At 58.6% G+C, this 15607-nt stretch carries 11 protein-coding genes; 6 read left to right on the plus strand and 5 right to left on the minus strand.

Annotated elements, in window-relative coordinates:
- Positions 1 to 33: 33 nt before the first annotated feature.
- Positions 34 to 2655: an EAL domain-containing protein gene (locus EIY71_RS00965; RefSeq protein WP_134019980.1), complete on the minus strand. Its 2622-nt coding sequence runs from the start codon at positions 2653 to 2655 to the stop codon at positions 34 to 36.
- A gap of 177 nt (positions 2656 to 2832) precedes the next feature.
- Here EIY71_RS00965 and EIY71_RS00970 point away from each other — a divergent pair, with 177 nt between their 5' ends.
- Positions 2833 to 5028: an OsmC domain/YcaO domain-containing protein gene (locus tag EIY71_RS00970; protein WP_134019983.1), complete on the plus strand. Its 2196-nt coding sequence runs from the start codon at positions 2833 to 2835 to the stop codon at positions 5026 to 5028.
- 67 nt (positions 5029 to 5095) lie between these two features.
- On the opposite strand, the gene EIY71_RS00975 is transcribed toward EIY71_RS00970, so the two are convergent.
- The 3 genes from EIY71_RS00975 to EIY71_RS00985 form a co-directional block, all read right to left on the minus strand.
- Entirely contained in the window at positions 5096 to 6394 is a 1299-nt protein-coding gene (locus EIY71_RS00975) for a carbohydrate porin (RefSeq protein WP_134019986.1), read from the minus strand.
- Positions 6395 to 6478: 84 nt separating this feature from the next.
- Positions 6479 to 8884: a glucose/quinate/shikimate family membrane-bound PQQ-dependent dehydrogenase gene (locus EIY71_RS00980; protein WP_134019989.1), complete on the minus strand. Its 2406-nt coding sequence runs from the start codon at positions 8882 to 8884 to the stop codon at positions 6479 to 6481.
- A 271-nt stretch (positions 8885 to 9155) separates the two neighbouring features.
- A complete protein-coding gene (locus EIY71_RS00985; RefSeq protein WP_085745690.1) occupies positions 9156 to 10289 on the minus strand; it encodes an aminotransferase class V-fold PLP-dependent enzyme in 1134 nt (377 codons plus the stop codon).
- 149 nt (positions 10290 to 10438) lie between these two features.
- Between EIY71_RS00985 and EIY71_RS00990 the strand changes: the two genes are divergently transcribed.
- Entirely contained in the window at positions 10439 to 11050 is a 612-nt protein-coding gene (locus EIY71_RS00990) for a dTMP kinase (RefSeq protein WP_134019992.1), read from the plus strand.
- A gap of 199 nt (positions 11051 to 11249) precedes the next feature.
- Here EIY71_RS00990 and EIY71_RS00995 read toward each other — a convergent pair whose 3' ends face one another.
- The gene (locus tag EIY71_RS00995; protein WP_134019995.1) at positions 11250 to 11765 is read right to left on the minus strand and encodes a cupin domain-containing protein; all 516 of its coding nucleotides are present in this window, start codon (positions 11763 to 11765) and stop codon (positions 11250 to 11252) included.
- A 446-nt stretch (positions 11766 to 12211) separates the two neighbouring features.
- On the opposite strand from EIY71_RS00995, the gene EIY71_RS01000 reads away from it, so the two are divergent.
- From EIY71_RS01000 to EIY71_RS01015, 4 genes are read left to right on the plus strand one after another with little or no spacing between them, the layout of a single operon-like run.
- Positions 12212 to 13192: a MoxR family ATPase gene (locus EIY71_RS01000; protein WP_134019998.1), complete on the plus strand. Its 981-nt coding sequence runs from the start codon at positions 12212 to 12214 to the stop codon at positions 13190 to 13192.
- Positions 13189 to 14115: a DUF58 domain-containing protein gene (locus tag EIY71_RS01005; RefSeq protein WP_134020001.1), complete on the plus strand. Its 927-nt coding sequence runs from the start codon at positions 13189 to 13191 to the stop codon at positions 14113 to 14115. Before EIY71_RS01000 ends, EIY71_RS01005 begins: the two co-directional genes overlap by 4 nt.
- Positions 14116 to 14120: 5 nt before the next feature.
- Complete coding sequence (locus EIY71_RS01010; protein ID WP_134020004.1) at positions 14121 to 14627, plus strand: DUF4381 domain-containing protein; 507 nt, start codon at positions 14121 to 14123, stop codon at positions 14625 to 14627.
- Entirely contained in the window at positions 14614 to 15606 is a 993-nt protein-coding gene (locus tag EIY71_RS01015) for a VWA domain-containing protein (RefSeq protein WP_134020007.1), read from the plus strand. Before EIY71_RS01010 ends, EIY71_RS01015 begins: the two co-directional genes overlap by 14 nt.
- Position 15607 lies beyond the last annotated feature (1 nt).

Here is a 15607-nt window from a genome sequence, read left to right on the forward strand (position 1 = left end):
CCGCGATTGAGCGGATGTGCTGAGTCAGCGTCCTCAGGTCACCCGGCCTTTTCGCTGTCTGGAAGGATCGACAACAGCGACTCTTGATGTTTGCAGAAGACTGGCGAAGGCCGCCTTGTCGATCGGGCGACTCATGTAATAACCCTGAACTTCGTTGCATTGATCCTTGCCCAGGATGTCCAGTTGTTCCTCGGTTTCGACGCCTTCGGCGGTCACGGTCAGCCCCATCGCTTTACCCAGTCCGATGATGGCCTGTACCACCGCCCGATCATTGGCGCCGGTGCTAATGGACGCGATGAAGCGTTTGTCGATCTTGATGCCATCGAACGGGTAGGCCCGCAGATAGCCAAGGGAGGAATAACCGGTGCCGAAGTCATCCATGTTCAGGCGCACCCCCAGTTCCTTGAGCGCGGTCATGGTGGTCAGCGCGCCGTCCGTGTCGTTGAGCATTACGTTCTCGGTGATTTCCAGCTCCAGCCGGCTGGCCGGGAAGCGAGTGCCGACCAGCACTTCGCGTACATCTTCGACCACATCGCTGATCGCAAACTGCGCAGGTGACAGGTTGACCGACAGGAGAATGTCCGCCGGCCAGGTCAGTGCCGTTTCACAAGCCTCACGCAGGACCCAGCGACCGAGGGGAACAATCAGGTCGGTCTGTTCGGCCAGCGGAATGAATAAATCCGGCCCGAGCAAGCCTTTGGCAGGATGCTGCCAGCGCACCAGTGCCTCGACCGAGACGATCTGCTTGCCATCGACTTTGTATCGGGGTTGATAGTGCAGCACGAACTCATTGTTCGTCAGGGCCCTTCGAAGGTCGTCCTCCATCTGCCGACGGGTCTGGATCTGATCGCTCATGTGCGCTTCGAAATAGCACCAGGTGTTCTTGCCTTCGGATTTGGCCTGGTACAGCGCAATGTCCGCGCAACGGATCAGCTCGCTGGCGATGTACCCGTGACGCCGGCTCAGGGCGATTCCGATGCTGGCGCCGATGTGCAACGGCTGCTGTTCGAAGAGGATGGGCTGATGCAGGCTGCCGATCAGGCGTGTGCAGAACCTGTCGATCTCCTGATGCGTGTCCATGCCGCAGAGCACAACGACGAACTCGTCACCGCCCAGACGGGCGACGATATCGTGGTCACGCGTGCATTCGCGCAGTCGGCCGGCAACCTCCTGCAAAACAGCATCGCCGGCGGGGTGGCCGAGCGAATCGTTGATCGGCTTGAAATTGTCCAGGTCAATCATCAACAGCGACACAGGCGGAGCGTGTTCCTTGAGCAGCAGAGCGTCGTCCAGATAGCGCGACAGTTTGTTGCGGTTGGGCAGTCCCGTCAGCGCGTCATGCAAGGACAGGTGCTGGATCTGCGCATGGGCGGCGACTTCATCGGTGATGTCGCTGGCCGTGCCGCGATAGCCGACGACTGCCGCTCTTTCCACGATGGGCCGGGCCGAGAGGCGGCAGTGGCGCTGTTGTTCCTTGCGGTCACGGTAGGTGCAGCGCAGGTCGCTGGCGTTGTTCTCCTCATCGAGTTTTTTCAGCCACAGATCCAGCGGCGTGGTGTCGCAGACAAGCAAGTGCCCGATGTGTTTCCCGATCCATTGGGCCTGCGGATAGCCGGTGACCGCACTGAACCGGGTCGACAGATAGGTGATGGACAACGCTTCATCCACTTCCCAGATCCAGTCGGACGCGGCTTCGGCCACCGCCCGGAAGCGCTCTTCGCTGGCTTCCAGTGCGCGGTTGGACGCCAGCAGTGCCTGATTCGAGGCCTGCATCGCTTCAAAACTGTTGTCGACATAGCGCGAGGAACGCAATGCATGGCGAAAGAACCAGGCCGTCAGCGCCATCAACACAATCAAGGCGGAGCCGAGGGTGGGCAACAATGACCACAGCAGATGCAGGCCCGGTCGCTCCAGATCCGCAACGAGGCTGTATCCGGTGCTGTCCAGCGGGACGCGGGGCTGGCCCTGGTCGATGCTGTCGTCCGGTGCCAGCGACAGATTGTTCAGCCCATACCCGCTGCCGATCTTGCGCAACTTGGTGGGTGTCAGTTTGTCGACGAATACCAGTACCGAAGTCTTTTGGGGATCGCCCACTGGGCGCTCATCGTTGGGAAGGATCGCCGCCGCGGTGACCAGCGCCGGCCAGCCTTCGAACAATGAATAACTACTGACGGGCTTGGTCAGGTCGGGCTGACTTTGCACTTGCTCCACCAGACTGTTCGCCGGAAGCTGCAGGAACTGGGGCAGTTGCGCATCGAGCAATTGCCCGCGAACCACGGCGTATTTGGTGCGTTCCCGATCCAGCACGAACAGACCGTCATAGCCGTCGCTGGTAAACAGGGTCTTGCCCATGTTCTGCTCGGTATACGCCCAGTTCGTGTCGACCGTGCCGCTCAAACGTTCATACGCTGTCGTCCAGTAGGCGTAACTGGTGATGTAGTTCTTCGATGCCGTGATGCGGTTTTCCAGCGCTCGGCCGGAATAGAACCGCACGTCATTGACGTCATCCTCATCCAGTTGAGTGGCAATGCCGAGCAACGCAGCGGTCGCCGCCATCACTCCGGCAATGAACAGCGCACCCACCGCGACGGCCAGACGCCGGGTGACAGAGCCCTGCAGGGTGGGTAACGACGTCGCACGGCTGGAAATGTCCATTTGCTCGTCCTTGATCCGGTACTTCTTCAATCTAGAACATCTTCAGCTTCGAGATGTTCAGAAGTTCGTCAAAGGTGTCTGACCGCTCAGGCCCCGCTAAGCAAAAGCACAAGACTTCACGCTCAAAAGCCGGATAATGGCGGCCAATTTGTTTAGCCCGCTATTCTGGTAACCCGCATGGAAATCAAGGTCAATTTTCTCGACAACCTCCGACTCGAAGCCAAGTTCGATGACTTCACGGTGGTGGCCGACCAACCGATCCGTTACAAGGGCGATGGCTCTGCACCGGGTCCGTTCGACTATTTCCTGGCGTCGTCGGCCTTGTGCGCGGCTTACTTCGTAAAGTTGTACTGCAGCACCCGCAATATCCCGACCGAAAACATTCGTCTGTCGCAGAACAACATTGTCGATCCGGAAAACCGCTACAACCAGATCTTCAAGATCCAGGTCGAGCTGCCGGCGGACATTTCCGAGAAGGATCGCCAGGGCATCCTGCGCTCGATCGACCGTTGCACGGTGAAGAAGGTGGTACAGGCCGGGCCGGAGTTCGTGATCGAGGAAGTCGAGAACCTCGACGCCGATGCCCAGGCCTTGCTGATGCCGGCGTCCACGTCCGGCGCGGGCACCTGCATTGCCGGCAAGGACCTGCCGCTGGAACAGACCATCGCCAACATGTCGGGGATTCTTGCCGACCTGGGCATGAAGATTGAAATCGCTTCGTGGCGCAACATCGTGCCCAACGTCTGGTCGCTGCACATCCGCGATGCGCAGTCGCCGATGTGCTTCACCAACGGCAAGGGCGCGACCAAAGAGGGCGCGCTGGCCTCGGCGCTGGGCGAGTTCATCGAGCGGCTGAACTGCAACTTCTTCTACAACGATCAGTTCTGGGGCGAAGAGATCGCCAATGCCGAGTTCGTGCATTACCCGGACGAGCGCTGGTTCAAGCCCGGCGCCAAAGATGAGTTGCCTGCAGAAATCCTCGACGAATACTGCCTGGGCATCTACAACCGTGACGGCGAACTGCGCGGCTCGCACCTGTACGACACCAACTCCGGCAACACCCAGCGCGGCATCTGCTCGCTGCCGTTCGTGCGTCAGTCGGACAACGAGGTGGTGTACTTCCCGTCCAACCTGATCGAAAACCTGTTTCTCAGCAACGGCATGAGCGCCGGCAACACCCTGGCTGAAGCCCAGGTGCAGTGCCTGTCGGAAATCTTCGAGCGGGCGGTCAAACGCGAAATCCTCGAAGGCGAAATGGCCCTGCCGGATGTGCCGCAAGAGGTGCTGGCGAAGTACCCGGGCATTCTCGCCGGGATCAAGGCGCTGGAAGAGCAGGGTTTCCCGGTGCTGGTCAAGGACGCGTCGCTGGGCGGTGAATTCCCGGTCATGTGCGTGACACTGATGAACCCGCGCACCGGCGGCGTGTTCGCCTCGTTCGGCGCGCACCCGAGCTTCGAAGTGGCGCTGGAACGCAGCCTCACCGAGTTGCTACAGGGCCGCAGCTTTGAAGGCCTCAACGATCTGCCGCAGCCGACCTTCTCGGGCCAGGCCGTGACCGAACCGAACAACTTCGTCGAGCACTTCATCGATTCCAGTGGTGTGGTGTCGTGGCGTTTCTTCAGCGCCAAGGCCGACTTCGAATTCGTCGAGTGGGATTTCTCCGGCAACGGCGAAAACTCCAACGCCGAAGAGGCCGCGACGCTGTTCGGCATCCTCGAAGACATGGGCAAGGAAGTCTACATGGCGGTCTACGAGCACATCGGCGCCAAGGCTTGCCGCATTCTGGTACCGGACTATTCGGAGATCTATCCGGTAGAAGACCTGATCTGGGACAACACCAACAAAGCGCTGCAATTCCGTGCCGACATCCTCAACCTGCACAACCTCAGCAAAGTCGGTCTGCGCAACCTCGCCAAAGGCCTGGAACACAGTGAGCTGGACGATTACACCGACATCACCACGCTAATCGGTATCGAGTTCGACGACAACACGCCATGGGGCAAGTTGACCATTCTCGAACTGCGCCTGCTGATCTATCTCGCCTTGCAGAAGTACGAGCAGGCCAAGGATCTGGTCGAAGCCTTCCTGCAATACAACGACAACACCGTCGAGCGCGGCTTGTTCTATCAAGCGGTCAACGTGGTGCTGGAGATGGAGCTGGACGAAGATCTGGAGCTGGAAGACTACGAAGCCAACTTCCGCCGCATGTTCGGCGACGAGCGCATGGATGCGGCGATCGGCTCGGTCAACGGCAGCGTGCGCTTCTACGGCCTGACGCCGACCAGCATGAAGCTGGAAGGGCTGGATCGCCATCTGCGCCTGATCGAGAGCTACAAGAAACTGCACGCAGCGCGGGCCAGCTTCACGGGTTGATTCGGTTGGCGGCACGCACAAAAAAAGCACCTTCGGGTGCTTTTTTTGTGGTCGACAAACTTTGGCGTCAGAGCGCAGCTTTCACCTGCAATCCAAACACCAATGCATTGTCGATGTCCTTCCCGGAAAACGCGCCCGGCTCGATGATGTACTGCATATTCGGGCGCAGCGTCAGCCATGGAGTGGCTTGGTAGCCGTAGCCGAGTTCGATCAATTGCTCGGCGCTGTCCAGGTTTGGAAACGCTGCGCCATTGTCCAGCGCCGCGTCTTGCTGCACATCACGGCTGCGCGGGTTCGGCACTGCGCGGCCGTAGCCAAGCGCTACGGTGTCACGCGGACGGCCCTCAAAAGGCTTGTACAGAACGAGGCCGGTGCCGTACCACTTGCTGAACGGCGAAGCTGCTTCGCTGGCCGCCGAATATTGGCCGAAGGCGTGCAGGCTGCGACCTTCAGAGGCGTCCGAGGCCCAGACGGCCTGGTCGATCAGGACGTAATGGCCGCCGCGTCCGGACACTTCCTTGTCACTGCCGATGCGTTTAACGTCGGAGCTGTCGTAGTAATAACCGACCTTGTACTCGCCGGGCAGTTTGCCTGCCTGCTTGTAGACCAGCTCGATCGGCACCACCGTGCCGGTGGTGTGTTTCGGGCCCAGGTGCCAGGCGCGGCTGGAATTGCCGTTGCTTTCCGGGTCGACATTGAACGCGGCCACGCGCAGTTGCCAGGCAGGGGAGAGGTCGTATTTCACCCGTACACCGAGGTGGGCGTTGGGGTAGTTAGTCCAGCCGCTGCCACCGGACATGTTCAGCGGATGACCGCAGAAACCGGCGTTCATGAAGTTGCAGAGAATGCCGCTGTCCAGCCCGCCGAGGTCGTTGCCCATGGCCATGTAGCCAAGTTTGACGTTCAGCGCCGGGGTAAACATGCTGCGCTCGTAGCTCAGCTCGGTCAGGCGCGTGTAGAGGCCGCCGTAGTTTTCCTGGATGGGCAGACGGTTGCCGACCAGATCTTCGGAGGCACTGTTGCCGCGACGGTCGTTGATGCTCAGCTGGATCTTGCCGGCGTTGTCGACGCCGTACAGTTTGCTCAGGTCGAACTGCGCGCCGAGCTTGATGTTCTGCGAATAGCGCGCCGAGCGATGCAGGCCGCCGTCGGCGTTGTAGGCGGTTTCGCCGGTGTAATCGCCGGTGAACTTGATGCCGTCTTTATCGAGCTGGTGGCGCAGGCCGCCCCAGTCGCCGGTCAGGGTGCTGCGGGTGAACACGTTCGAATCGGTATCGGCGAGGGCGGGCAGGGCAGCGCCGCAGGTGAGACCGAACAGCATGCCGGTGAATACGCCGGCGTGAGAAAAGCGAACAGCCAATGACATTGCTGAAATCCAGAGCGAAGGACATGAAACGACGCGGCACCCGAAGGTGCCGCGCACAAGTGAAGTGAAGGAGGGCGCTGCGGTTTACGGCAGGGCGTACGCCATCACGTAGTCGCCACGGTCGGTCGACTGGCGAGCGCCACCGGCGGTGATAACCACATATTGCTTGCCGGTTTTCGGCGACACATAGGTCATCGGGCCACCTTGGCTGCCGACCGGCAGACGCGCTTTCCAGATTTCTTCACCGTTGGCGCTGTTGAAGGCGCGCAGATAGAAGTCCTGGGTGCCGGCGATGAAGATCAGGCCGCCCTGGGTCGACAGCGTGCCGCCGAGGGTTGGCAGACCGATCTTGATCGGCAGGTGCATGCGGATGCCCAGGGGGCCTGTGTCTTCAACGGTGCCGACCGGAACTTGCCAGGCGACTTTCTGGGTTTTCATGTCGATGGCGGTCAGCGTACCGAACGGTGGGGCCTGGCACGGAATGCCGGCAACCGACAGGAAGCGGTTCTTGTTCACTGCGTAAGGCGTGCCTTTCAGCGGAACGGCGCCCATACCGGTGTTCAACGCTTCACCACCGGAGGTTGCCTGGCCTTTATTCTGCGACGGGATCATCTGAATCCACAGGCCCAGACGCATGTCGTTGACGAAGATGAAACCGTGCACCGGGTCAGTGGAAATGCTGCCCCAGTTCATGCCGCCCAGCGAACCCGGGAAACTCAGGGATTTGTCAGTGCCCGGCGCGGTGTACAAGCCGTCGTAACGCATCGACTTGAAATCGATCCGGCACAGCAACTGGTCGTACGGCGTGGCGCCCCACATGTCCGATTCGGTCAGGTGCTGGGCACCGATTTGCGGCATACCGACCGATTTAGGCTGGGTAGGCGAGTACGGCTCGTTGGGGATATTGGCTGCCTTGACCGGCACTTCTTTTACTTCGGTCAACGGTTTTCCGGTGGCGCGGTCGAGTACGTAAATCTGCCCGGCCTTGGTGCCGATCACCACCGCCGGAACGGTTTTACCGTCCTTGGTGAAGTCGATCAGGCTTGGCTGCATCGGCAGGTCGAAGTCCCAGAGGTCGTTGTGTACGGTCTGGTAGACCCACTTTTCATCGCCGCTGTTGGCGTCCAGCGCCAGGATCGAAGCGCCGTAGGTGTGGTCCAGTTTGCTGCGCTCGACACCATAGATGTCGGTGGACGAACTGCCCATCGGCAGGAAGATCGTGTTGGTCGCCGGGTCATAGGACATCGGCGCCCAGCTGTTCGGCGTGCTGCGCACGTAGGTGCTGCCGTCTGCCGGTGCGTTTTTATCCTGCGGGTTGCCCGGGTCGAATGCCCAGCGCATGGCGCCGGTCATCACGTCGAAACCACGGATCACGCCGCCCGGCATGTCGGTCTGCACGTTGTCGGCAACGCGACCGCCAACCACCACGGTGGTGCCGGCCATCAGCGGCGCGGAGGACAGTTGATAGTAGCTGTCCGGGACATCACCCAGACCGGCCTTCAGATCGACCTGGCCGTTGGTGCCGAAACCCTGACAGAACTCGCCGGTGTCGGCATCGACAGCAATCAGGCGGGCGTCGATGGTGTTGGTCAGCAGACGGCGCGTGCAGTTGGCTGCGGGCGCGACCGGGGTTTCGCTCACTGGCGAGCTGGCCGGTTTGGCGACGGCGGCGCTGGCGTCGAAATACGCCATGCCACGACAACGCTGCCAGACTTTGGATTGAGCATTGATCGCGTTTTTCCAGAGTTCTTTACCGGTATCGGCATCGAGTGCGATCAGGTTGTTGTGCGGGGTGCAGATGAAGACTTTGTTGCCGATCTGCAGCGGAGTCAGCTGGTCTTCGGCGCCGTTGCCGTCGCTCTCGGCGATGTCGCCGGTGTGGTAGGTCCACGCGACTTTCAACTTGTCGACGTTGCTGCGGTTGATTTGGTCCAGCGCGGCGAAGCGGCTGCCACCTTCAGTATTACCGTAGTGTGCCCAGTCTTTCTGCGCTTTTTCCGGCTCGACCGGCGTCAGGCCCGGGCCGGTGCCAGTAGGGGCAACGGTCGGGTGCGCGACGAACATGTTGCCGGCGGCCACGGCCAGTCCAACCGCCAGAACAGCGGCAACACCGTAGGCACCACGACCCGCAACGCCGCCGTTGGCGCGCTTGAGCAGCGGATAGACCAGCGCAACTACCAGACCCACGGCGCTGAACATGAACAGACGCGAGAACACCGGCCAGAACACCAACCCTGCGTCGATGACTGCCCAGATCGCCGTCCCCAGCAGGAACGCTGCGAACAGCCAGGCGCCGGAAGGCTTGCGGCGTGCGATCAGCAGACCGGAAATGGCCATCGCCAGACCACCCACCAGGAAGTACCAGGAGCCTCCCAGGCTGACCAATTTCACACCGCCAGCGGCCAGTGCCAGGCCGAGCAGGGCGATGATCACGCCCAGCCCGACCAGAATGAATGTTGATATGCCCGAGAGGCGTTGACTCTGCTTCACGTTGAATGTCCCGTTGAAATGAGGAGGGCATTATATAGTTAGGTAACTACCTAGTTAAATCACTAATTCAGAATGAAAGGGGTTTTGGCGCTCAATGGTGCGACGGATCGACGCTGGCCTTGTCTTCGCGGCACCTCAGGTGCTATTGAAACGGTAGAAAAGTCCTCTATTTGCCAGCAGATATGGAATTTATGACAGGTTGATCACGGCCTGGTGGTTCCCGCCAGACAGGATCTGCGGGAACAGTATTGGCTGCGGCCGAGATGAAAGCTTAGCTAACCATCAGCTCATCCAGTGCCCGCTCGAGGGTGCTGACCGTCCGCTCGATGTTGTGCAGCTTTTCGAGTCCGAACAGACCGATACGAAAGGTCTGGAAGTCGGCCGGTTCATCGCATTGCAGCGGCACCCCAGCGGCGATCTGCAGGCCGTGGCTGGCAAATTTCTTACCGTTTTTGATATCGGCATCATCGGTGTAGCTCACCACGACGCCTGGCGCCTGAAAGCCGGCTGCGGCCACGCTTTTAAAGCCTTTGCCGGCCAACATGGCGCGCACCCGGTCACCCAGAACCTGCTGGTCGTCGCGGACCTTGTCGAAACCGTAGACCTGCGTCTCTTTCATTACGTCGTTGAACCGCGCGAGGGAATCGCTGGGCATGGTCGCGTGGTAGGCATGTCCGCCCTGTTCGTAGGCCTGCATGATCTGCAGCCACTTTTTCAGGTCGCAGGCGAAGCTGCTGCTTTGCGTTTGCTCGATGCGTTCGAGGGCCAGAGCACTGAACATCACCAGAGCGCAGCAAGGGGAGGCGCTCCAGCCTTTTTGCGGTGCGCTGATCAGCAGGTCGACGGCGCATTTGTGCATATCAACCCAAAGCGTGCCGGAAGCGATGCAGTCCAGCACGAACAGCCCACCCACCGCATGCACGGCGTCGCCGACGGCCCGCAGGTACTCGTCGGGCAGGATAATCCCTGATGAGGTTTCAACGTGGGGGGCGAAGACAATCTGCGGCCTCGAAGCCGCAATGGCTGCCAGCACTTCGTCCAGAGGTGGCGGGGCGTAGGCAGCCTGGCGACCCGTTTCGACCGGTCGGGCTTTCAGCACCGTCGTGGCTGCCGGGATGTTGCCGGTGTCAAGGATCTGGCTCCAGCGATAACTGAACCAGCCGTTGCGTATCACCAGACATTGCTGGCCGGTGGCAAACTGTCGCGCCACCGCTTCCATGCCGAATGTGCCGCTGCCCGGAACCACCGCAACGGCCTCGGCGTTGTAGACCTGTTTCAGGGTCTGGGAAATGTTCTTCATCACGGCCTGAAAGGACTGCGACATGTGGTTCAGCGAGCGGTCGGTGTAGACCACGGAGTACTCGATAAGCCCTTCGGGATCGATTCCGGGGTATAGCTTTGACATGGGGTGGCTCCTTATGTGATTCCCTGGCAGTCAAAAGGTCTGGCGAACATCATTGGGAAGCAAGTCTAGGCAAAGGGCAGGGATGAGCTGATTCAATTTCAGTAAATGAGGATAGAGTGCTCATCAATGCCTCAATCGTTGTGTGAAAAATGAATCGTCCGCTGTTTATTTCTCTGGATGGGCCAAAAGGAACCGGCAAGACCACATTATTGGAAGCGGTTACGGCAGTACTGAGGGCCGACAACAAGAAAGTCATCCGGCTTTGCGAGAGAAAAAGCGATCCGTACCGGGGTGCCACGATGGCCCTCGTTAACGAACTTGCCAGAAATCCCTCCCGGGATCTGGAGTGGGCTGTGTGTCAGCGCTTTGCTGATAGCCGCAGTTGGATCTCCCGGCAAGTGCTGACTAAGCAGCCGCTGGGCAGCATTGTCTTGATCGATCGCTGGTATCCGTCTGACGCCGCGTTTCGCCATACCGTCCCGTTTGCAGAGATTCTCCAGTTGAATATCGAGCAAAACGTGCAGGTACCTGACCTGCATGTCGGCGTCGTCACCACGCCGGATGTTTCATGGGCCAGGGCAACGGCACGATCCAGAGGACTGGGCGGTACTGTGATTCAAAAGCACGCAGAGCATGTCGCGTGTACGGAGATGTTCGAGCAAGCAGCTGCCGATCATGGTTGGGTTTTGTGCCGTAATGAAGGAACGGTCGAGGATGCGACGATGCAGGTGGTTTCTGAGATCTATGAATTGTTCAACTGATTGCCGAGGTGGATCAGATGGTTTTAGGCGGGAGTTCATAAAGTTCCGCCCAGACACATCATTTAACATAATATACATTACACGTAACAAAGTATTACGAAGTCAGCCCGGTTGCGCACACCATTTCAATCTCCAGCATCGCTCTCAAAGGACCTGATCCTTGGTGCCTGCAGATCTCTCCATTTGAAACGTGCTGCGCTCAATCCTCGTCACGCGTCAGCTTTTCAATCAGCACTCGATGCTGCGGATACTGCGCTGTGAGCTTCCGCCGATTTCCCATTTCCATATCCGCGAAATCAAACCCTGGTGAAACCGCTTCGCTGATCAAACCAAATCCGTTCGAACCATTCAGCAATCTGGAGGCTTTCCAGATTCCGCCCGGTACGTGCAATTGAAGTCGTTGGCCGGCCAGAACATCGTTGCCCATCACCAACGTCTGCAGTGAACCGTCGGCATGAATCAGGCTGTACTCGATGGCGTCGCCCAGATGGAAATAATGCAGGATGTCTGACTGGTTGCAATGAAACTGGCCAACCGGTGATTCTTCGGTCAACAGGTAGTAAATCGACGTCATCCGATAACGCGGCCCACCGGCGGTTTCGAGCATGTCCCGATGATCGGCCTGGTAGGTTCTGCGAAAGAAACCACCTTCGACGTGAGGCTCAAGGTCCAGTGACGCAATCAGGTTCGATGCAGTAATCGGGCGTGGATTCATGACCTGCTCCATCGTTTCAATACGATCTGTAATAACTCGACTAAATGACCGTTTAGTTGAGTTATAGAAGAGGCCCAAAGTCCCCTGCTCGAAACCACATTTTATCTGAATCATCTGCTTTTAAATAAAGATTACGCACCTGAACCTCCGGTGCCAAACTTAGCCTTGTACCACCACCGTGCTCTCATAGTGGAATTCTTAGCTCGACCACTCTACGTATTTTCTTTCTATCACAGGTCGGATCCTGTGCGTTGACGGCGTAGATAACGATGCCCCGCTCGCCAGCGTATCCGCCAACTTGCCGAAGCTCCTCACTACGATCGGGTCGGATCATCGCCTCAACTTTTTCCCGATACACAAGCGCTGATCAAATTCCTGGCCTATCTTTGTCTGCGACGATTCGTTTATGCGCAAGCCTTGAGCCTCCATTTCATAAGGGATTTCGAATGAGTGCACTGACCGACCTCAACGCTTTGCAGGCCAATATCTCTGAGTCAGTGCTCGGGCAGGATCAGGTGATCCGTCAGATTTTGCTGGGGTTGCTGGCTAACGGGCATTTGCTGCTAGAAAGTCTTCCAGGGTTGGCCAAGACGCGCACGGTGAAGGCGCTATCCAAGCATCTTGATGCAAAGATGAGCCGCATTCAGTTCACGCCGGATCTGTTGCCATCAGATATCACTGGTGCAGAGGTACTGCATCAGGTCGAGGGTCGCAATGAAATCCGTTTCCAACCGGGCCCGCTGTTTGGCAACCTGATTCTTGCAGACGAGATCAATCGCGCACCGGCCAAAGTTCAGGCCGCGTTGCTTGAAGCGATGGAGGAACGACAGATCACCGTAGCCGGCAACAGTCATCCTTTGCCAGAGTTATTTATCGTAGTCGCGACCCAAAACCCCATTGAGCAGGAAGGCACCTACCCGCTGCCGGAAGCGCAAATGGATCGTTTTCTGATGAAAGTCTTGCTCGATTATCCCAGCGCTGAAAATGAAAGTCAGGTGCTGCGCCTGCTACGCGACGAAGAATTCACCAAAGGTTCGAACACAGCGTCCAAGAACAACTTCGAGCTCGCCCAGGATGTGATCTTCGCAGCGCGTAAGGAAGTCAGCGCCATACATGTTTCGCCCGCCATTGACCGTTATCTAATCGACCTGATCAATGCCACCCGCTATCCGGCTGACTATGACGAAGATCTGGGCCGCTGGATCAGTATTGGCGCCAGTCCGCGTGGTGGCATCGGCCTTGATCGCTGCGCCCGCGCCGATGCGTGGTTGCAAGGCCAGGACTTCGTCTCGCCGGATAACGTGCGCGCTGTAGTGCATCCGGTGCTACGTCATCGTATACAGCTTAGCTATGACGCAGTGGCCGATGGAGTGACGGCTGACCAAGTGCTGGATCGGATACTGGACAAGGTAGCAATTCCGGCATGACCAGTGATGGGTTTGTCTATGTATCTCTCGCCCAATTGATGGCGTTGGAGTTTCCGGCTCGAGGGCTCAGCTTTGCTGCGCGTCAACCTCAGGGCAGCATTCTCGCCGGTAATCATGCTTCGCGCTTGCGTGGCAGAGGCCTGAACTTTGACGAATTGCGCCGTTACCAGCCCGGCGACGATTTGCGGCATTTGGACTGGCGGGCTTCATTGCGTACCGGCAAGCCTGTGGTGCGCACTTTCACTGAAGAACGCGACCGCCCTGCTCTGATTCTGGTCGATCAACGCATGTCGATGTTCTTCGGCTCTCAGCGCAGCTTCAAGTCCGTCGTCGCTGCCGAACTTGGGGTGCTGGCTGCGTGGATTGTATTCAACGCTGGCGACCGAGTGGGTGGTCTGGTGTTCAACGACTCCCGTATCGACAGCATTTCACCCTTGCGCAGCCGCAAGCGAGTGGAGGCATTATGCAGTCGTATCGCTGCGCAGAATCAGGAGCTTGATGCGTCCAGTCCCGATGCCGAAGATGCCGATCAACTCGACAAGGTTCTGCAGCGTTGCCTGGCGTTGGCCGGCCATGACCACTTGATATGCATCGTCAGCGACTTCGCAGGTGCGGGTGAGCGTACGTTGCAACTGATGCGGCAACTGGCGGGACACAATGATGTGATTGCCATGCAAGTCTATGACCCGATTGCGATAAATCTGCCAACCGACGGCAGGTTGTTGGTGACACAAGGCGAATTACAGGTGGAGTTGGCGGTGGGCCGCCGTCAGGTGCATCAACCACTGGGTGACTATCTCGGCGGACGGCTCAAGGATGTTGCCACCCTGCTCCGCCGCAGCCAGGTACCGTTAATGATGTTCAGTACTGCCGAAGAGTCGCTCACTCAATTGCGGGCAGAGCTGGGAAAACAACCGGGGTGACGACGATGAGCGTGAACGTTCCGAGTATCGCGCAACTCAAGGAGTTGGCGCTGCCCCTGCCCGTCAGCTATTCACCGCAAACCTGGGGTTGGTGGTTTCTATTGGCGATTCTGCTTCTGGCTGCCGCAATCATTGGCACCAGGCGCTTGATTCAATGGCGTAGTGATCGCTACCGGCGCGAGGCGCTGGCACAGCTGGCGCAGCTGCGCACTAATAGCGACGAGTTGCATGCGCTCCGGGAACTGCCTGAACTGCTCAAACGTGTAGCACTGTCTATGCAGGGACCAAGATCTCTCACCTCTAGAGCCGATGCTGCAGCGTTGGAGGGTTCTGAGTGGCAGACTTTCCTTCAAACACATATCGATCAACAGCTCCCCGACGAGTTCGCGCAGCAGCTCGCGACGCTGGCCTATGCCCCTGACGCTACCCTGCTCGCCCTCCCCGCCCCCTGCCGCGATGCAATGTTTGATACCTGCAAACTCTGGGTGGAGCGACATCATGTGGCAGTTTGAGTATCCGTGGTTGCTGTTTCTTTTACCGTTGCCTTGGGTTACTTACCGTTATCTGCCCGCCTACCGTGAAGCTCGAAGTGCTTTGCGCGTGCCCTTTTTCAGCGCAATGAGCCGCGCGGTGGGTGAGACGCCGTCGTCTGCTGGCAGTCGCGGCAATCGCTGGCAATTGCTGTTGAATCTGGTGGTATGGGCGCTGCTGCTGGTCGCCGCCGCTCGCCCTGTGTTCATTGAAAAGCCTATCGAGCGACAACAACCCGTGCGGGATCTGCTGCTGGCCATCGACATTTCGCAGTCAATGGAGACCGAAGACTTCACTGACGCCAATGGACAAAAGACCAATCGCCTGGCTGCGGTCAAAGCCGTCGTGCAGGGCTTTATCGACAAACGCAAGGAGGATCGCATCGGTTTGATCGTATTTGGCAGCGGCGCATACCCTCAGGCGCCATTGACACTCGATCACGCTAGCCTGTCACTGTTGCTGAACGACACTGGCATTGGCATGGCGGGGCCCAATACCGCGATTGGCGATGCCATTGGTCTTGGCCTCAAAATGCTGGAAAAAGCTCAGGAACAGGAAAAAATCCTGATACTGCTCACCGACGGTAACGACACCAGTAGTGCAATTACGCCGGATCACGCCGCGGAAATGGCCGGTGCCAAGGGCGTAGTGATTCATACAATCGGCATTGGCGATCCCGGTGCTACGGGCGAAGCCAAAGTCAATCTGAGCGAGCTGGAGCGTATTGCCAAAACCACAGGCGGCCAATTCTTTCGGGCCGAAGATCGCACCGCGCTTGATCAGGTGTACAGCACACTCGACCGCCTCACCCCACACCAGGTCAAAACTTTTAGCCACCAATCCCAGCGTGAGTTGTTCTTCTGGCCGATGGGGGCGGCGCTCGTATTGTTGGCTCTGTATCACATATCCGCGTTGCTCGGGCCCCGTATGGTCAACTCGAGCCGGCGTCAGGAGGTGTGAG

It is taken from the genome of Pseudomonas sp. CH235 (assembly GCF_004368175.1).
GTDB lineage: Bacteria > Pseudomonadota > Gammaproteobacteria > Pseudomonadales > Pseudomonadaceae > Aquipseudomonas > Aquipseudomonas paraglycinae.